The organism is Nostoc sp. NMS4 (genome assembly GCF_017115095.1).
Taxonomy (GTDB): Bacteria; Cyanobacteriota; Cyanobacteriia; order Cyanobacteriales; family Nostocaceae; genus Nostoc.
The window spans coordinates 1-19,170 of record NZ_JABXKI010000106.1 but is presented as its reverse complement, the minus strand read 5'-3'; the positions used below and the strand labels follow the sequence as shown (position 1 = coordinate 19,170).

Genomic DNA, 19,170 nt, shown 5'->3' with positions numbered 1-19,170 from the left:
TATGCAGCACTGAGTATCTTTGAATACTTAATTTTGACGTTAACAAAAATTAGAATGCACAAATGCTCAAATCTGAAAAACTTTGCCAGAGTAGAAATAAGGGTTTTGACATTTACCTATGTGCAATTAAATGACTCAAATATTTGAAGGTGCAACGAAAACAGACGATTATATCCGTGTTGCTCAACTTGCAGAAGTTCAGGCAGCAGGTAGTTTGTTAGTCCACAAGGAAAAGCATACCATTGCTTTGTTTTACTCAAACAATACAGTTTACGCAATTGATAACCGTTGTCCTCACATGGGCTTTCCCTTACAAGGAAGCACTTGCAAAGATGGTATTGTTACCTGTCCTTGGCATTATGCGCGTTTTGATCTTGCTAGTGGTGGAACCTTTGACTCGTGGGCTGATGATGTTCCTTGTTTTCCAGTAGAAATCCGTGATGGTGAAGTTTGGGTAAATTTAGCGCCGCCACTTAACCTTCATACCCATCACCGCCAACGTCTGCAAGACGGTTTAGAACAGAATATTTCTTTAGTGATTGCGAAATCAACGCTTGCACTGTTAGATATGGGGGTGAATTCGACAGAACCATTTCTCATGGGGCTGGAATTTGGCACTCGTTATAACAAAGCAGGTTGGAGTACAGGTTTGACTATCCACACCTGTATGATGAATTTACTACCTTATCTCGATGCAGAAGATAAACCCCGCGCTTTATTCCACGGATTGTCAGCAGTAGCGAATGATAGTGCAGGTGCCCCACCAGAGTTTGTCGTTCACCCATTACCCAACTCGAAAGTAGATTTTGCGACTCTCAAAAACTGGTTTCGCCAATTTATTCAGGTGCGGGATGCGGAAGCAGCACAAAGATGTTTAGTATCTGCTGTTCGTTTAGGAGCTAATTCAAAGCAAATAGCAGATATGCTGTTTTGTGCTGCTACGGATCGTCGCTTTCTTGATGTTGGGCATACCGTTGATTTTATCAATAAAGCATTAGAAGCACTTGATACGATCGCTTGGCAAGCAGCAGAATCAATTTTGGCTAGCCTAGTTTCGGGTTTAGCTAATGCCTCTCGGATGGAAGAATCGAATTCCTGGCGCTATCCTGTAGATTTGGTGGCAATATTAGAGTCGGCTTTTGAGCAATTACCGACTGTATTAAGTGTGGGAAAATCTCGACAAGGAAGTTGGTTACAAGCAGATGAACTAGTACCAATTTTATTGGGTGAAGACCCACAAGCGATCGCAAATTCGCTATTAAATGCACTGGCAGCCGGTTGTACTGAAGAACAATTAGCTGGTGTAGTTACTTATACCGCAGCATTACGAGTAGCTCGTTTCCACACTAATAATGAGTTTGGAGATTGGAATTCAGCCCACCACCCATTTACCTTTGCAAATGCCGTACATCAAGCTTTACGAAGAGTGCCAACAGTCGAACTACTAAGAGGTGTCTTTGATGCGGCGATGAGTGTGTATTTAAATCGTTTTTTGAATGTTCCACCAGCACGGCTGCCAGAACCCAAAGACATCGTAGAAAATCCCGAAAAATTACTCCAGCAGCTACCAGATTTATTAAATCGTCAGCAGCAAGTAAACCAAACAGGGCAATTAGTTGCTAATTATTTATACAGTGGTGGTAGTGCTGAAAAACTGATGGCAAGATTGGCTAAATTGATGCTACGAGAAAATCGTGATTTTCATGTCATTCAAGAAATAGAAGCCGCTTTTCGTCAATATTCTTTCCTCGGTCAAACTTCGGCAGGAATTCATATATTAGTGGCTGCATCTCGGTATTTAGCCGCTCATTCTCCGACAATGCGATCGCAAGGGCAAACTTATCAAATTGCGGAACGTTTACATCACGGCGATCGCTTATTTGAAGAATAGTCACCGGAAGGTGGAGAGTTTGTCAAGAAAACTCTACCAACAATGTACCCACATCGACAAACGTGGGTGCATTTTTGGTAAGAATCGCAATGGGGATTTAATACCAACACAAAACTTATCGATTATAGAACCGAGAGACTTAAATCCACAGAACTAGTTATTAGTAGCAACCCAACATATATCGCAACATATATCAGGATGTTGGGTTACGCAAAGCCTCCACCCAACCTACAATTTTTTTGCAACATTAAAGCCATGACAGTCGATTACAAGACTACCGAGATTTTTTCAGAAATCAAATATGATTCCTATATAAAAATCCTCAAAGGATAATTTTCGATAGTAATATTTGCTAGTTATTAGCGGCATTCATTAGATATTTCTGGAAAATAATTGTTATCCATAAACTTTGTAAATACCTAACAGTGTTACGTCTTTACATTCTCTTATCATTTCTCTGAATTTAAAAAAGATACGAATTTATGCAAAACTGTACTTATACCAATTTAATCAATGATTGCAACACATCCTTGGGTAAAGACGCGATGAATCGAAGACGCGATGAATCGCGTCTCTACCAATGGTTCACCCGATTGGGTGAATGCGATCGCCACATCCAGAACTACTCTGAAAGTAGAGGCACTTTTTTTGCTGTTAGCGATGTCTACGACGGGCTACGTCTACGCGCCGACAGCTAAAAACTTTTACAATGGCTATGATTGCCTTGAATATTATGCCAATTGCTTATATATCAAAGGGTCTAAGAGTGGATGAAATTGTAAAATCACCGCAGAAGCCAGATTTTCTCACAGAGAAGATCCCTCTGTTGGAAAAAATTTCTGCCAATTTACCAGGGATGATTTTCCAAATTCTGCAACGGCAGGATGGTTCTGTATTTATCCCTTATATTAGTTCTGGTTGTAAATATTTGTATGAATTAGAACCAGAAGCTGTACAGGCAGACTTTCAGGTGTTATGTAAACTGATTCATCCCCAAGATATAAAAGCTTTTACAGAATCTATTGATGTTTGTCGCAATACTTTTACAGCTTGGCATTGGGAAGGTAGGATCGTTACGCCTAGTGGCAAACTTAAATGGATTCAAGGTACTTCGCAACCCGAATTACAAGAAGTAGGGGATTTTCTTTGGCATGGCTTAGTTATGGATATTACAGACCGAAAACAAGCCCAAGAAAAATTGCAAGAAAGTGAAGCACGCTATAAAGCAATTTTGGATGCTATTCCCGATTTGATGTTTCGCATCAGCCGCGATGGAGAGTATCTAGATTTGAAAAGTGAAGACGCAAATATCACTCTTTCGAGAGAAGAAATACTGGGAAAAAATTTGCAAGAGTTATTGCCGAGTGATGTTGCAGCCATTAGCCAAGTAGCGATCGCTAAAACTTTAGATTCTGGAATTTTGCAAACTTGTGAATATCAACTACCAACATATTTGGGAATCAGAGATTATGAGGCGCGGTTGGTAGTAAGCGGCGAAGATGAGGTATTAGCAATTGTCCGAGACATCACAGATCGCAAACAAGGAGAAGTCGCCTTACAAAATCTTGCCCAAAAATTTGCCAAAGCTTTTAGTTGCAGCCCCGATTCAATTACTATAAGCACCCTGCAAGAAGGACGCTTTATGGAAGTTAACGATAGTTTTGTAGAACTCTCAGGTTATGGGCGAGATGCAGCAATTGGTAAAACTTCTTTTGAGTTAAATCTTTGGGTAGACGATCGCGATCGCCTAAAATTAGTGCAAGAGTTGCAAAACACGGGAGTTGCTCGCAACTTAGAAATTGAATTTCGGCAAAAATCTGGTGAGATCGTGACAACCCTGCTTTCAGCCGAAGTCATTGATTTAGATGGTACTCCTGCCATTTTAGCAGTACATCACGACATTACAGAACGCAAACAGGTAGAAGCGCAATTTTATTTATCAGCACAACGCGATCACTTGTTAGCTGAAACCTTAGTGCGAATTCGCTCTTCGCTGAATTTAGAGCAAATTCTCCAAACCACCGTGACAGAAGTTAGGCAATTTCTCCAAGCAGATCGGGTTTTTATTGGTTTAAATAATACCAGTTTAGGAGTCAGAACTCTTGCCGAATCAGTAGATCCCAAATATCCATCAATATCAGGTTGGTCTACTAATGATGAAGCTTATTTACAAGAATTAAGAAACTTACTAAAAGATAATCTTGTGCGTGTCGTTGAAGACGTAACGCAAATGACAGTATCTCCCAAAGTAAAAGCGCACTTTCAAAAATTCCAAACTAGGGCGGCTTTGACTGTACCAATTATGCTAGGTAATGAATTATTTGGTGCATTAATTGCCAATCAATGCTCAGGGTTGCGTCATTGGCAGCCAATAGAAATTGATTTGTTAAAGCAGATGTCAGAACAGGTAGCGATCGCCATTCAGCAAAGCCAGATATGCCAAAAGCTAGCAGAACTCAACACTAATTTAGAACAGCAAGTACAAGAACGAACAGCACAGTTGCAGCAGAAAATGCAAGAGGTTGAAAAATTGCATCGTGTCAAAGATGTAGTTTTACACACAGTTGCCCACGATTTACGAACTTCAGTGATGGGTAACTTGATGGTGTTAAAGAATTTGTTAAATCAGGGAACTGGGGAAGCAGGGGAGGCAGAGGGGCAGGGTGCGGGGGGCAGAGGGGAAAACTCTTCTCCCTTGCTCCCTACTCCCTGCTCCCCTGCCTCCTCTCAATCCCCAATTCCCATATCTCGCTCAATCATCGAGCGGATGATTCAGGGCAACGATCGCCAACTGACGATGATTAACTCATTGCTAGAAATTAATTCCTGTGAAAAACAGGGTATTGAGATCAAACTCGAACCCGTGCAATTTAGCACCCTACTGACAGAAACATTCGCCCACTTAGAACCCATACTGATCCAAAATCAAGCGACTCTCAAGAAATTGGTTCCCGCAGACTTACCATTAGTAATGGCAGATGGGACTCGATTGCAGAAAGTTTTGGCGAATTTAATCACACATCGCTTGCAAAATAATCCACCAGGATTAAATTTTACTCTCAGTGCTACTATTGAGGCGGGAATGATTCGCACTCAGATTCAAGATAACGGTGTGGTCATGAGTAAAGTAGAGTGCGATCGCCTCTTCGATCTTCATGTCCGCGATCCTCAAGACTCTTGCTCTACAAGCATTGGCTTAAAAATGTATCTTTGTCGGAAAGTTATTAAGGCGCATGGCGGCGAAATCGGGGTTATTAGTAACCGCAAGCGTGGGTTAACTTTCTGGTTTACACTACCTCTGTTCACATCATCCGCAACAAATCGCCCATAAATCACCAAAAAATGAGAGGGTGTTATTTATGGCAATGTTGAGTAAGGAAAACACCCTCAAAGTATGGGCAAAGTTGCTCGGATGCTAATGGCTACTCCATTTACAACAGTCCAAAGCTGGTGGAGAAAAACCTTTTCCTTTTCTGCACCAACAACAGATGAAATCACTACTCTTTACAGAGCTTGGCGCGATCGTTTCTTATGGCAGAGATTACGTTTATGGTTATGGCTGGCGCTGATTTGTCTGTTGTCTTTTACTTTGCGAGACATTTACGGTCTGTTTTTTCCTTTTGCAGAGTTGCAGCAACTACCAGAAGTACTGAGAACTCAGCGCTTAGTAATTAATGTTGCCATGCTTGCAAGTATAATTATTTGCTTTGCCTTACATAAAACTAAATTAGGTCGTCATCATCCAGATTTATTATTTTTGGGGTCTTCTTGGTCAATTAGTTTAGCATCGCAGTTGTTTGCGACTCTTAGTGGTTTCGCGCTACCCGATACCATTGGTTGGTCGCTGCTATTTTTGAGCCAAGCTGTGTTGATGCCCGTTTGCTGGACTCTTCACTTGCTGACCCAAGTGAGTGTGCTGATTTACTATTTTGGTGTAAATACGGCACTTGGGCTAAAAACACCAATCCCCGACCACCCAGGAATATATAATGTAACGTTCATTTTATACATTTTCTGGTTTTGTATTATATGTGACATCGGCGTTTATTTATACGATCGCTTGCAACGTTCCGAATTTTACGCCCGTCAAGAACTAGAATCTGCCTACCAAAAACTCAAGGTTGCCGAAGCTAAATATCGCAGCATTTTTGAAAACGCCGTTGAAGGAATTTTTCAAAGCAGTCCCGATGGACGTTACATTACGGCAAATCCGGCTTTAGCGAGGATTTATGGCTACTCCTTGGTAGATGAGGTGACAGCAAATTTCACTGATATAGAACAATTGTACGTCGATCCGAACCGTCGGGCAGAATTTGTCCGCCTGATGGAAAAGTATGGCAGCGTTTCCGAGTTCGAGTCGCAAATTTATCGTCAAGACGGGAGTATTGTCTGGATTTCAGAAAAAGCCTACACAGTCCGTGATGAACAAGGAAAACTACTTTACTACGAAGGTTTAATCGAAGACATTACCCAGCGCAAGCAAACTGAAGAAGAACTAAGAGTGTTTTTCCATGCAGTTTCTCACGACTTACGCAACCCAGTGCTGGGTACTTTAATGGTGCTGAAGAATTTGCTGGCACGTCCAGAGGAAAATATTGCGATTTCACGGTCAATTTTAGAGCGAATGATTCAAAGTAGCGATCGCCAACTGAACTTAATTAATTCGTTGATGGAAACTCATATCAGTGAGGTGCAGGGTGTTGTTTTACAATATCAACACGTACAAATACTGAGAGTAGTCGAAGCTGCGATCGCTGATTTAGAGCCATTGCTGACACAAAACCAAGCAAACTTGGTAAACCTGGTGTCCGCAGATTTGCCATTAGTGAATGCCGATCCCACGCAACTATGGCGAGTTTTTTCTAACTTAATCGTCAACGCCCTCAAACATAATCCCCCAGAATTACTTTTGACAATCAATGCTATCCGTAAGGATGACATGATTTATTGTACTGTTAGTGATAATGGCGTGGGAATTAGTCAACAACAAAGCGATCGGCTTTTTGACCTTTACTTTCGGGGTGCAAGTATCGGCAATTCTGTAGGTTTGGGATTAGGGTTATATCTGTGTAAGCAAATCATCCATGCTCACGGCGGCAAAATTGGTGTGAACAGTGCATTGGATGCAGGGGCAACATTTTGGTTTACATTACCAGTTATGAATTAGTTGCCGGTCGATTTCTTGGAGATTCTCTTGGAACATAAGAGTTCTTAAATATACTTATCAAAGACGATTTATTAACGCAACAATGCTAGATCCGGGCGTAATTGAGCAGCACGGCGCAAATAAACATGGCGTAATTTATTTTGGGGTAAAGGCGTGTTGAGGTGAATTAACACGCGAATGCAAAGTTCCAAACTACCGGCCACTTGCATCTGTTGCACATCTAACAAGGGTACTTCATTCCACCCTACACGACGACGCGCCACCGCCGCCGGAAATATTGCATCTAAGTCAGAAGTTGCAGAAAAGGTGACACTGACAATTTCAGTAAAGTCTAATGAATTGTTTGCTTCTAAAGCGTCTAATAACTCATCTACAGCCTCAGCAATTGCTTCAACAGAATTATCACTTGCTGTAGTTGCGCCTCGAAGCCCCCGCATCCGCCATTGTGAAGGTGTAGCTAACAAGCCAAATTCTTGGTTAGGATGTTTTGAAGACATGAGCTTATCCATATTAATTTAAGTAAAATAAGTTAGAATTTTTAGCTGCTAATTATTATTCAGAGATATGTTTACCTGTTATCAAAACAGAATTCAGGAGTCAGGAGCCAGAATTCAGAATTGAGTTCTGTACGAGTGGCGAATGAATAAACGGGTTTAAAACCCCCTAAACATTGAAAACTTAGCGGTCTACAATTAGTAGCGGGTTTGAATCCCCCACTAATATTATTCTGACTCCTGACTTCTGACCTCTGACTTCTGAATTCTTCTTCAAACAGTAATTAACCCTTAAATGTTAGGGGAGCATCCACTTTTGGAAGAAACATAATTATTTGATACCAAAAGCCCTCGCTGGCAGTATATTGTCAGCTTCTAGTACATTTGCCTTAGATGCGCGTTTGCGCTGCAACAGAGAAACTACACCTAAAGTACCTAAACCTAATAAACCTAATGTATAAGTTGGTTCGGGAACTGAAGCAGCAAGAGTGTCATAGGTGTAGCCATATTTTCTGATATCTAGAGTATCTGCGGGTGTCACAACATCACTATTTAAAAAACGTGGCAAATAGGATAGTATATCTCCTGGACCGATCGCTCCTGGTGTAGATAAATTTCCATCCCAGGGCCACATAGGATCGTTAAGATTGTGTCCAAAAGGCTGATCGGTAGAAGGATAAAAAGCACTACCTTGGTGATTGTTGTTTTGCCATTCTGCCCAAAGACGATCCACATTGGCATGATGCAGCCAAAAGACAGGATCTAAAGGCGAACTAGGAACGCTACTCATAGTGCCTAAAGGCTGAATCGCAGGTACACCAGTCATTGGGTCAACCCCAATCACCTTTACTCCACCGACTAATCCATGAATGTAGTTATGCAAAAAAGCCCCGCCCGTTACTTTCCCATTTGGATTGATGGAAATAAATCCTTCTAAAGCTGGACGAAATAAATCATAGTTATTGATAGCAAGAGCTTGATCTACATCTTTCTGGGGTATGGGATAAGCATCACCAGGAGGTAGTCGCAGAAACCGTAACAATGATGAACCAAAAGTTTTGTCTGTACTATCATCGAAATGCAAATCCGGGTTAAGTACCCATCCACTGGCTTCTGAGAAATTACCAGACTGAACCGGACCCCCTTCAAAAGTCCCCGATCCAGGGATGTTTATTTTTACTCCCGAACCATTGGTTCCTAAAAAGTCGGGTTGAAAGATAACGTCAATGGCTTTAGGATCAGTCCAATCCCAATATGGGATTGTAACGTTGGGGTTAACCGATTGCAAAGCTTGTTCAAATCGATTTAAAAATTCACGATGCCACGGTAAAAATCCGGCATGATTGTGTGCAGCATCAACCATAGCTGCTGGTCCTGTTGAATCTTCTGACATCATTGCCATTGCACCCAAATGGGTAGCAGCAAATTGGTCATAAATACTAATTTTGCTACCTTCTGGGATTATGTTTTTTATCGCTTTGACAGCATTAACAAAATCTGTTTTTTCCTGGGGGGTAAGGTCAACAACGTTCTTTCTGACAAGAGTGGCAGCTATTGCTGGGTTACTAAATAGGCTGATGACAGAAGCGATCGCAGCCGCTACTGTTGTGACAGGTTTGTAAAAAAAATTCATTGTTTTGTTGACAAAATTATAACTTTCGTTGAAATTCTGGCTTTTAGCTCTCTTGAGAATTATACATTGGCAATCAAGACAAATACATCAATACCACAAGGAGAGGAATCCTCGGACTGAATAGGTGATGCGAATGCTCACTTATGCAGTCCGGGGAGTGACAGAACTAACCTAATGTTTTTGCATATTCTTTTGCACGGGTTAAGCAGTCATTAAGAAAACCGGCGTAAGCATCCAGAGCAGTTCTACCAATTTTGACCATTGCATCAAGATGTTCGGGATTATTTTGCAAAAAGTTCTTCAAAAGTCTGGCATTCAATTGGGTGTGTCCCACATCTACAGAAACATGCTCTTCCATAAAGCTTAAACCTTCATGAACTTGAGAACCCAATATTTTTTGACATTGTTGAATTAATTGCGAACCGTAGCGCACGGACAACATTTCGATTTCATACTCAATTGCTACTTGAGCAAAGGGAGTTTGACTGGCGATTACATCTTCATGCAACTGGCGATAAAGAACAACATTTTCAGAGATAGGTTGTGCAAGAAACCATTCTGCATCTAGTTGGGGTTGACGGCGTGCATTCCAGTTATTAACCAAGGTGTGAGTATCTTGAATCATCATTAAGTGATGACCTGCTTCCTGTTCTGCATGGGTAGAAAGTAACTCACCCAATTCTGTAAATCCCAATTTTTTGCAGCTTTCTCCAGCCCGACTAATCCAGTCTTCAACTGAATCTGTCATCGCTACGCCTAAAGAATTGAAATTGATCAAATAAAGTTCCAAAACTGTAGGATCGATATCTAGAGATAGAATTTCTTCAAAGTTTGATTTTTGCTCAAATTGAATCCGCGCACTTTCGATATTAGATTCGTAAATGTCGTATAGTTCGCGTCTTACTGTTGTTGTTTGTGACATGATTGATCTACCTAATTAATAACGGTTTATTGGGCTGTTATAAAAGTTAAACAATTCAGGTTTAACTTGTTTTTTTCATCAGAATAAATAAGCTTCTGATAAAAACTTGTTGTGCAATATAGCTCACTGGAATCAGATCAATATTTAGTTCTGATTTTCAATTTCGTACTCTCCAGGTAGCTTTGCATTATACCATTGAGATGGAATATCCATATCTGGAATGGTGAGGCGATTTTCCATTGGCTCATGGTCTGCTCGATAGAATTCGTGAATCTTAAAGAAGGGAACCGGTTTAATAGTACGAGTGTGAATATCTAAAGTATCAGAAAAATACTTGAAAATTGACACATTCGCACAAGAAACAAGAAGATGTGGCTTTGACTGATTCTCTTCCAGATGAATGAAGTCTTTGGAATGGGATGCACCCATCAATAATTTACCAATTCCTTGTTTTCTCCATTCATCTTTGACCACAAATTTACTCAATTCCCGGATATATTTTCCCGAGTATCTGTTTGCGGCTCCGGCTTCTAATAAGAGTTGATCAATTTCTTGTTCTGTAACTTTGCCATATCTTTCAGGATTTGTATTGTGTAGATATAATCCCATACATGCAACGAGCTCTTCATTAACTAATCCCATCAAATAACGGTGAGGATAAAGTTCAATTTTGGCATCAGGGTCAAACTGGGTTTCGGAAAAAGTAATACCCAGCTTTTTGTAATAAACTTCTGCGATTAAAGACTGACATCTGCGAGTTTCAGAATCAGATTTGGCAATTTGGAATTGCACTATCAATCTTTTTGTATCTGGCGATTGATCTAGTACTTCAATACTCATCTTTACTACCTTAAAATTACATTCTTGAACAATTTATATTTCCAGATTAGGCTGGCATTTAACAAGAAATAAAATTACATAATATTGTTTTATTCTTGCTAAAAACAGATTGATTGGATAAATTAAATATCCAAAATTGTATTAGATACCTAGCTCTGCACCTTAAATTATTTAGGGTGTAGTTCTATATCTAAAAAAGTTCAAGAACTAAGATTTTGAAGTATCTTGTCTTGTGTAAATTTCTGACGTAGTTCTCTTTTTAAGAGTTTACCAGTTGGGCTTTTTGGAAGTGAATCTAAAAAATTAATAGCATGGGGAACTTTGTAATTTGCGATTCTGTTATAACAAAATTCTAGAATCTTTTCTTCTGTAGTTTTATGACCATACTTAAGAACAATGCTTGCCTTAACTATCTCACCTTTGATTTGATCGGGTACACCATAGACGGCAACTTCTGCAACGGCTGGATGTTGATAAATAACATTTTCAACTTCAGTAGGATATACCTTAAATCCAGACAAGTTGATCATGTCTTTTAAGCGGTCAATGATGTAATAAAACCCGTCTTCATCCATACGACCAATATCACCAGTATGGAACCAACCATTTTTCATTACCGCCGCAGTTTCCAAGGGTTGATTCCAATAACCTAGCATGACATTTGGACCCCGAACTATAATTTCACCCAACTCGCCTGGTTCTACTTGATGACCATAACTATCAACAATCTGGATTTCTACATTATCAATTGGAGTACCAATCGAACCCAGTTTGTAATTCAAGTCATTGTTATAAGTTGCAAATGGCGATGTTTCTGTTAAGCCATAACCTTCATAGATAAAATATCCGTATTTTTCATGCCATTTTTGAGCTATTTCTAATGGCATTGGTGCGGCTGCTGAAAAGTAATAACGTATGCTCTTTAACTTATCCACAGAGATATCTTTATTCAGCATTTTGATAAATACTGTGGGTACACCAAAGAACATTGTCACTTGATGTTCAGTTAAGCTTTCGAGAACTTTATCCAGGTCAAAGCGGCGGTAAAGAATAATAGTTGCACAGGCACTAAAACCAGTATTTAAAATGGCATTTTGACCAAAACAATGGAACAGTGGCAAATATAGGAGTAAGCGATCGCTACTACTAAGACGATAACAACGATTTGCTGCATAGCTGTTCGCAATGACATTGCCATGAGTCAAGATCGCTCCTTTAGGAAAGCCTGTTGTACCGGAAGTATAGAGGATACAAGCAGGAGCATGGCGATCCATTTCTAGCGCAGGTGCTTTTGGAGAAGCGTTAGCTATTAGTTGTGCTAAACTTGCTCCCTTATTAGCTTTCCCTTCCGCAATGAAAATATGTTCTAATTCGGGTAAGCCTGCCTCTGATATCTGCTCACTTTGGGATTCTGTGGTAATGATAGCTTTGGCTGCACAATCGTTGAGAATGTAACTAACTTCGGCAGTTTTCAACATCACATTGATGGAAACAGCAACAGCACCAATTTTGAGAATACCAAGATAAGAAATTACAAACTCTGGAATATTTGGCAAAAACAAAGCCACGCGATCGCCTTTTTTAATCCCTAATCCTTTTAAACCATTTGCTACTCGCCCTGCTAACTCATCTAGCTGTTTGTAAGTAAAAGATTTGTCTTCAAAAATCAGGGCAATCTTATTAGGTAATAAGCGACTTCCTCGCTCTACATAATGTGCGATGTTCATAATTGCAAGTAAGTAAGAAGAATATTGTTGAATGCGGTGATGATTAACCTCTGTATGATGCTTTAGGCAATAAAATCATCACTCAAACTACTCAATTTCAGTTGACAACAAGATTGTTAATTGCAGCGACAATTTGACCGCCAGAGGCGATATCAGATGCAATCCGAGCAATGTGTAAATCTAGCCCTTGTTCGTGGTCATTCCAGATGTAAGGACGGTCAGCAGCAGGTGACTGTTCTACTACATTCTTGATTGCTATATATAAATCTCTCGTAGCAGGTGATAGGCAAGCACGGGCATCATAATGTTTGGCGACTGCATAAGTGCGTAAATCAACTGCTTGTACCCCAAACATTAGTGCGATCGCCATATATTGTTGGAAAATTTCTACAGAGCGTCGGGCTAAATTTGCCGAAGCGAAACCTTGACTATTGATATTTTGATTAAATTGTTCCGCATGGGTAGGAAATCTGTCGGCTATGGAATTTCCGTAGAAGGTCAATAAGGGCATGATAGAGTTTCCGGCTATTTGCAGACCCTTTAGTCCCATGTTCACACTACGTTCACTGTTCCCTACTAAAGATGCTGACAATCCGTTATTAAATTCTGGTGCTACCAGACAGGCTATTTGTACATCTAAATGTTTAGCCAACAACCCAATGTAGTAACGTAGCTGATCCATACCGATGCTGACATATTGTCCCAAGAAATTACCTCCGTGATAACTAGCTTGGTTTTCGGTATCAATCAGTGGGTTATCTGTCGCAGAGTTAATCTCTACTTCAATTTGTTTGCTAATCTGCTCAATACCATCGATAATCGGCCCTAAATATTGGGGTAGACAGCGTAGGGAATAACGATCTTGAATTAAATGCGTACCTCGATGATCGTGAGAACCATCTAACTCTTCCCGAACTAAGGAAGAACCTGCAAGCAAGTTGAGCATTTGGGAAGCCGCCCATTTTTGCCCTGGATGGGGTTTTAACTGATGAATGAATGGGTGGAAGGATTGATTAGTTCCATTCAAACCTTGAATAGCTAAGGCGTGGGCCCCCATTGTTAGGGTTAATAAGGTTTTGGTATCGTAAACGCAGTTAGCTGCGATCGCAGTCATCACAGAAGTACCATTCATCATTGCCAACCCTTCTTTCGGAAGTAGTTGCAATGGCTCTAAACCAAGCTTTTTCAATGCTGTAGGAGCATCCATTTCTGTACCGTTAAAATCAACGGTGTAGCTAGGATCTAGACCAATCATTGCTCCAGTAATGTAAGATAATGGCACTAAATCACCACTTGCACCAATAGAACCAAATTCATACACATGGGGTGTAACACCAGCATTCAAAAACTTTTCTAAACGCTGAATCAGTTCTAGACGGATACCAGATGCACCATACAAATGTGAATTGATTCGCAACAACATCGCAGCCCGGACATCAGCTAGTGGTAATCTCTGCCCTGCACCTGATTTGAGAAACCAAACAAGGTTATTCTGTAATAAAGACGCACACTCAGGCGAGATCACAACATTTGCCATACCGCCAAAGCCGCTAGTCACACCATAAATAGCCTGACCGGTTTCAACGGCATGAGAAATATAGTCACGAGAAGCTTGGATTCCTTGTAATACTTTCTGATTATCGGTAACACGTACCAAAGCATCATGACGGGCGACGCTAACGACTTCATCAATTGTCAGGTTTTTTTCACCAATAATAATTGTTTTGTCTATTTTTCCTGAAAAAGAAGGTGAATATTTAGAAGTCTTGTCTGTGTTTAAGGATACTGTATTCATCGGAGTTTTTTGGCTCTAAAATTGCAGCTAGTCGTAGAAATATCTTGTTTAATCAGTGTGATTAGGCGTTGCTGTCAGAGACTGGATTTACTTGCCTTAGCCTAACTGAAACATTTGTATACTTATCAGAGGTAAGGTAGAGTTTTATGCAAAGATATTGTCTAAATTCAGCAACGCCACTGATTTAAACTTAGACGAAGCTAGAAACTCGTGTAGTGAGCTTTTGCATTGCAACTGTACTATTGCTTTTAGACCAACGACCAAAGAATTTGCTGATGCTAGCTAATTCTTGCATTAATTCTTCAAATGCTTCTAATGTCAAAGACTGCGGCCCATCAGAAAGTGCTTTGGCTGGGTTGGGGTGTACCTCAATCATCAAAGAATCTGCACCGGCGGCAATAGAGGCCATAGACATAGTTGAAACAAACTCTGATTTACCAGTCGCATGGCTAGGATCGATCATGATTGGTAAATGAGTCAGGGTTCGCAATACTGGAATTGCAGATATATCTAAAGTGTTGCGGGTATATTGCCGGTCAAAAGTGCGAATTCCTCGTTCGCATAAAATTACATTGGGATTACCTGCTGCCAAAATATACTCGGCTGACATCAACCAATCTTCAATAGTGGCAGCTAGTCCCCGCTTCAAGAGTACTGGCTTACCAGCAGCACCAACTTTCTTCAGCAGTGAGAAATTCTGCATATTACGGGCACCAATTTGGATCACATCTGCAACTTCTGCAACCTTGTCCAACTCAGCTGCATCCATCAGTTCTGTGATAATTCCTAAACCGGTGGCTTCTCTAGCTTTTGCGAGTAATCCTAAAGCACTCTCACCATGACCTTGAAAAGCATAAGGAGAGGTACGAGGTTTATATGCACCACCTCGTAGAAACTGCGCTCCAGACGCTTTTACGACTTGCGCTGTTTCAATAATCATTTCTTCGTTTTCAACTGAGCAAGGCCCTGCAACTACAACTAAAGGATGGTTTTGGCCAAAGGTTACAGGGCCATTTGGTGTGGATACTACTACTTCGCTATGTTCTCCATAGCGGAATTCTAAAGAAGCGCGTTTAAAGGGCTTTTTCACTCGGATAACTTGTTCGATAAAGGGACTAATGTTTTGAACCTGTCTAGTATCAAGTTCTGCGGTTTCACCTACTAAACCAATAACTGTTTTGTGCTGACCTTTGCATATTTCTGCTGCAAATTCACGATGACTAATTTCTGTAGCCACGCGCTCAATTTCAGTGGATGGAGTACCCAGTTTCATGACTATAATCATAGTGGTTAATTTCCTTTAAAGATTTCAGTTCATGGATTTGTGAAAGTTCTTTATGTGTGTAACTTTGCTGATTGAACCCTCAAATACCATATCAGGCTGCTTCTAAGAATTTACGCAAGTTAATCAATAATTTACATTCGTTTACATTTAAAATATTGGCAAAATAGTGAACAAGAAAGTGGCATAAAAGCTGTAATCACAAGCATTAGAGGTATGATTACATTGGCTTTGAAAATGACTTTATTAGTTACGGCTTAGACTAGAACGATCGCAAAAAACCGAAGATTAGACGAAACTCTCTATGCTGACATTTACCCAACTGAAACCACCTAATAGCGATGCCGCAGTTACTTTTACTCTGGCGCTGACAGCAGAAGAACGCACCCGCAGTCGTCATCGCTTTGAAACTGAAAATGGTAAAGTTGTGTTTTTCCATTTACCCAGAGGAACTGTCTTACACGATGGCGATATTCTGCAAGAAGAAACCTATAGTAGTTTAATTAGAATTACTGCCAAACCAGAACTAGTACTAACTGCCGTTGCCCAAACACCACTTTTATTATTACGGGCGGCATACCATTTGGGAAATCGCCATGTACCTGTAGAAATTACTCCGACTTATTTACGCTTGTCTTCAGATTCGGTTTTACGTGCGATGTTGGAACAACTGGGGTTAGAAGTTAAAGAGGAAATTTTACCGTTTCAGCCAGAATTGGGAGCTTATGGACAACACAATCATGCTCACTGATAGCCACCTTTTGAGTATTTTGCAGCTGGCTAGCCCCGCTTTGCCTGTGGGAGCATATAGTTATTCTGAAGGCTTGGAAATGTTGGTAGAAAATGGTACGATCGCTAACCACACACATCTCAAAGATTGGTTAAAAGCAGAGTTACTCTACGGGGCAATTCGGTTAGAGGCGGCGGTGATGGTGCGATCGCAGCAAGCGGCAAAAACAGGTGATGTAGAATTGCTATGCCGTTGGAATCTGTGGTTATCGGCTGCGAGGGAAACAGAAGAATTACGCGCCTCTAGTTGGCAGATGGGGCGATCGCTGATCCAATTACTTGGTAAACTAGAACCACAGATTGTACCGATTGTCAATGCTGTGGGTAATCCTTGTAATTATGCGATCGCTTTTGGTATTGCCATTGCCCATTGGCAAATTAACATCAAAGCCGCATTACTGGGATATCTGCACAGTTGGGCAAGCAATTTAATTACTGCTGGCGTGAAACTGATTCCTCTTGGACAAACAGCAGGACAAAGACTATTGCTAGATTTACAACCATTATTTAGTGCTGCGGCGTTAGAAATTCTCGCGCTGGAGGACGATCAACTCGTCTGTTGTAGTTGGGGTTTGTCGCTAGCGAGTATGCAGCATGAAACGCAGTATACAAGGTTGTTTAGGAGTTAGTCATTGGTCATTAGTCATTAGTCATTGGTCAAAAACTAAGAACTAATAACCATGTACAAAGGACAAATGACAAAGGACAAATAAAAATGAATGCATTTAGAGTGGGGGTTGCTGGCCCGGTGGGTTCGGGGAAGACGGCTTTGGTGGATGCTTTGTGTAAGGGGTTGCGTGAGCAATATCAGATTGCGGTGGTGACAAATGATATCTATACTCAAGAGGATGCTCAGTTTTTAGTGCGTTCTGAGGCGTTGACAAGCGATCGCATTTTGGGTGTAGAAACTGGTGGTTGTCCCCATACTGCCATCCGCGAAGATGCTTCGATGAATTTGGCGGCAATTGAACAGTTAGAGGAACGTTTTATCGATTTGGATTTAGTATTTTTGGAAAGTGGCGGTGATAATTTGGCTGCTACTTTTAGTCCAGAATTGGTGGATTTAACGATTTACGTCATCGATGTTGCAGCTGGCGATAAAATTCCTCGCAAAGGTGGTCCCGGTATTACTAAGTCTGATTTGTTGGTAATTAACAAAACTGACCTTGCGCCTTATGTTGGTGCAGATTTAAGTGTGATGGAACGAGATGCTAAAAAAATGCGCGGTGATAAACCTTTTATTTTTACTAATTTAAAAACTCAGTCTGGGCTGACAGATGTAATTAACTTTGTCTGTCAAAATATCTGTTGAAAAAGAATTCATATCATGTCCGTTTAATTACTTATTAAACCAAAACTATGCTTTGTCTTCCCTCCCCTTGCTAAGGCTACGGTGTGTGTATACAGAAGTCAAATTACCCCCCTTAATCCCCCCTTGTAAAGGGGGGAAACAAGAAATCTAGTTCCCTCCCCAATGCATCGGGGAGGGTTAGGGTGGGGTAAAACCTTGGTTAATCAGCTATTTCACACTGGTGTGTACACCGTAGCCTTTATAAGGGGAGGGTTAGGGTGGGGTAAAACTGACGCGAAAAACTAGGTGAGTAAACTATTTCAGACTTGTGTATACACCGTAGGGGGTGGGGTGCAATGACTGTGAGAATCATAACTAATTGATATGACTCCTGAATTCTATTTCTATAAAGCCTTCAAATGACGACTTCGCACCCGTTCAGCACTACCAGTCGGAATCGCAGCAATTAATTTTTGCGTATATTCTTCTTTGGGTTCTTGGTAAATGCTTTCGGCTGTGCCTTCTTCAACAATTTGACCGCGATTCATAACTAAAATGCGATCGCTCATAAATTTTACTACACTTAAATCGTGAGAAATAAAAATATAAGTAAGCTGAAAGTCTGATTGTAATTCTTTGAGAAGATTTAATACCTGCGCCTGTACTGAAACGTCTAGCGCTGAAACTGATTCATCGCAAATGATAAACTTAGGATTTAATGCCAAAGAACGGGCTATACAAATCCGTTGGCGTTGACCGCCAGAAAACTGATGAGGATAGCGGTTAATCGCATCTACACTCAACCCCACCCGTTCTAATAGTTCGATTACACGCTGTCGTCGTTGTTGCTTATTTTTCCCAACGGCGTGAATTAACAATGGTTCCATCACCGCGTCCCCAACCTTCATCCGAGGATCGAGGGAACTAAAAGGGTTTTGGAAGACTATTTGCATTTCCCGCCGCAGTTTTTGCAACGGTTCTCCTTTGAGGTTAGTAATATCTTGTTTCTCAAAGATAATCTGACCACTCATCGGTTCAATTAAGCGCAGCAAGCTTCTGCCGAGGGTGGTTTTGCCACAACCAGATTCTCCCACTAAACCTAATGTTTCTCCTGGTTTGACATCAAAAGAAACGCCATTAACTGCCATATTGTAGCGTTTTGTACCACCAAATACCCCGCGCACCGGAAAACCAACTTTCAGGTTACGGATTTGCAGCAGGGGTTCTAACTCATTGAAGTTTGCCAATCTTGCAGCAATTTCTTCGCTGGTAACTTCTGTGGGTTGTGGGGGTTCTTTCGGCTGAATTACTACTTGTCCCGTTGCTGTTTCTTCTACAC

At 40.8% G+C, this 19,170-nt stretch carries 15 protein-coding genes; 7 read left to right on the top strand and 8 right to left on the bottom strand.

Annotated features, from left to right (window positions below):
• The first annotated feature begins 130 nt into the window (after positions 1-130).
• The 4 genes from HWQ37_RS07790 (at position 131) to HWQ37_RS07775 (ending at position 7,058) form a co-directional block, all read left to right on the top strand.
• Positions 131-1,891 carry a Rieske (2Fe-2S) protein gene (locus tag HWQ37_RS07790; protein ID WP_292745552.1) on the top strand — a complete coding sequence of 587 codons (1,761 nt, stop codon included), beginning with the start codon at positions 131-133 and terminating at the stop codon, positions 1,889-1,891.
• A 482-nt stretch (positions 1,892-2,373) separates the two neighbouring features.
• Positions 2,374-2,589, top strand: a complete 216-nt coding sequence (locus HWQ37_RS07785; RefSeq protein WP_292745550.1) for a hypothetical protein — start codon at positions 2,374-2,376, stop codon at positions 2,587-2,589.
• Positions 2,590-2,600: 11 nt separating this feature from the next.
• Positions 2,601-5,222 (top strand): sensor histidine kinase, encoded by a 2,622-nt coding sequence (locus HWQ37_RS07780; protein ID WP_292745548.1) that lies wholly within the window; start codon positions 2,601-2,603, stop codon positions 5,220-5,222.
• A gap of 87 nt (positions 5,223-5,309) precedes the next feature.
• Positions 5,310-7,058: a PAS domain-containing sensor histidine kinase gene (locus HWQ37_RS07775; protein ID WP_292745546.1), complete on the top strand. Its 1,749-nt coding sequence runs from the start codon at positions 5,310-5,312 to the stop codon at positions 7,056-7,058.
• Positions 7,059-7,129: 71 nt separating this feature from the next.
• Here HWQ37_RS07775 and aroH read toward each other — a convergent pair whose 3' ends face one another.
• The 7 genes from aroH to aroF form a co-directional block, all read right to left on the bottom strand.
• Positions 7,130-7,555: a chorismate mutase gene (gene aroH / locus HWQ37_RS07770; protein ID WP_292745544.1), complete on the bottom strand. Its 426-nt coding sequence runs from the start codon at positions 7,553-7,555 to the stop codon at positions 7,130-7,132.
• 328 nt (positions 7,556-7,883) lie between these two features.
• Complete coding sequence (locus HWQ37_RS07765) at positions 7,884-9,185, bottom strand: tyrosinase family protein (protein WP_292745542.1); 1,302 nt, start codon at positions 9,183-9,185, stop codon at positions 7,884-7,886.
• A gap of 166 nt (positions 9,186-9,351) precedes the next feature.
• Positions 9,352-10,107 carry a heme oxygenase-like domain-containing protein gene (locus tag HWQ37_RS07760; protein WP_292745540.1) on the bottom strand — a complete coding sequence of 252 codons (756 nt, stop codon included), beginning with the start codon at positions 10,105-10,107 and terminating at the stop codon, positions 9,352-9,354.
• Between the two features lie 144 nt (positions 10,108-10,251).
• Complete coding sequence (locus HWQ37_RS07755; protein WP_292745538.1) at positions 10,252-10,947, bottom strand: hypothetical protein; 696 nt, start codon at positions 10,945-10,947, stop codon at positions 10,252-10,254.
• A 200-nt stretch (positions 10,948-11,147) separates the two neighbouring features.
• Positions 11,148-12,674 carry a long-chain-fatty-acid--CoA ligase gene (locus HWQ37_RS07750; RefSeq protein ID WP_292745536.1) on the bottom strand — a complete coding sequence of 509 codons (1,527 nt, stop codon included), beginning with the start codon at positions 12,672-12,674 and terminating at the stop codon, positions 11,148-11,150.
• Between the two features lie 97 nt (positions 12,675-12,771).
• On the bottom strand, positions 12,772-14,469 hold the full coding sequence (locus HWQ37_RS07745) for an HAL/PAL/TAL family ammonia-lyase (RefSeq protein WP_292745534.1): 1,698 nt from the start codon (positions 14,467-14,469) through the stop codon (positions 12,772-12,774).
• 190 nt (positions 14,470-14,659) lie between these two features.
• A complete protein-coding gene (gene aroF, locus HWQ37_RS07740) occupies positions 14,660-15,754 on the bottom strand; it encodes a 3-deoxy-7-phosphoheptulonate synthase (RefSeq protein WP_292745533.1) in 1,095 nt (364 codons plus the stop codon).
• 301 nt (positions 15,755-16,055) lie between these two features.
• On the opposite strand from aroF, the gene ureE reads away from it, so the two are divergent.
• The 3 genes from ureE to ureG all read left to right on the top strand — a co-directional run bounded on the left by ureE (position 16,056) and on the right by ureG (position 17,852).
• Positions 16,056-16,502 (top strand): urease accessory protein UreE, encoded by a 447-nt coding sequence (gene ureE / locus HWQ37_RS07735; protein ID WP_292745531.1) that lies wholly within the window; start codon positions 16,056-16,058, stop codon positions 16,500-16,502.
• Complete coding sequence (locus HWQ37_RS07730) at positions 16,477-17,169, top strand: urease accessory protein UreF (protein WP_292745529.1); 693 nt, start codon at positions 16,477-16,479, stop codon at positions 17,167-17,169. Before ureE ends, HWQ37_RS07730 begins: the two co-directional genes overlap by 26 nt.
• An 86-nt stretch (positions 17,170-17,255) precedes the next feature.
• Positions 17,256-17,852: an urease accessory protein UreG gene (gene ureG, locus HWQ37_RS07725; RefSeq protein ID WP_292745527.1), complete on the top strand. Its 597-nt coding sequence runs from the start codon at positions 17,256-17,258 to the stop codon at positions 17,850-17,852.
• Positions 17,853-18,235: 383 nt separating this feature from the next.
• Here the strand turns inward: ureG and HWQ37_RS07720 are convergent.
• Positions 18,236-19,170, bottom strand: a 935-nt coding sequence (locus HWQ37_RS07720; RefSeq protein WP_292745525.1) for an ABC transporter ATP-binding protein, incomplete at its 5' end; no start/stop codon positions are given.

Coding starts and splice junctions, on each gene's coding strand:
- HWQ37_RS07790 (WP_292745552.1), top strand. CDS start 131: ATGACTCAAATATTTGAAGGTGCAACGAAAACAGACGATTATATCCGT.
- HWQ37_RS07785 (WP_292745550.1), top strand. CDS start 2,374: ATGCAAAACTGTACTTATACCAATTTAATCAATGATTGCAACACATCC.
- HWQ37_RS07780 (WP_292745548.1), top strand. CDS start 2,601: ATGGCTATGATTGCCTTGAATATTATGCCAATTGCTTATATATCAAAG.
- HWQ37_RS07775 (WP_292745546.1), top strand. CDS start 5,310: ATGGCTACTCCATTTACAACAGTCCAAAGCTGGTGGAGAAAAACCTTT.
- aroH (WP_292745544.1), bottom strand. CDS start 7,555: ATGTCTTCAAAACATCCTAACCAAGAATTTGGCTTGTTAGCTACACCT.
- HWQ37_RS07765 (WP_292745542.1), bottom strand. CDS start 9,185: ATGAATTTTTTTTACAAACCTGTCACAACAGTAGCGGCTGCGATCGCT.
- HWQ37_RS07760 (WP_292745540.1), bottom strand. CDS start 10,107: ATGTCACAAACAACAACAGTAAGACGCGAACTATACGACATTTACGAA.
- HWQ37_RS07755 (WP_292745538.1), bottom strand. CDS start 10,947: ATGAGTATTGAAGTACTAGATCAATCGCCAGATACAAAAAGATTGATA.
- HWQ37_RS07750 (WP_292745536.1), bottom strand. CDS start 12,674: ATGAACATCGCACATTATGTAGAGCGAGGAAGTCGCTTATTACCTAAT.
- HWQ37_RS07745 (WP_292745534.1), bottom strand. CDS start 14,469: ATGAATACAGTATCCTTAAACACAGACAAGACTTCTAAATATTCACCT.
- aroF (WP_292745533.1), bottom strand. CDS start 15,754: ATGATTATAGTCATGAAACTGGGTACTCCATCCACTGAAATTGAGCGC.
- ureE (WP_292745531.1), top strand. CDS start 16,056: ATGCTGACATTTACCCAACTGAAACCACCTAATAGCGATGCCGCAGTT.
- HWQ37_RS07730 (WP_292745529.1), top strand. CDS start 16,477: ATGGACAACACAATCATGCTCACTGATAGCCACCTTTTGAGTATTTTG.
- ureG (WP_292745527.1), top strand. CDS start 17,256: ATGAATGCATTTAGAGTGGGGGTTGCTGGCCCGGTGGGTTCGGGGAAG.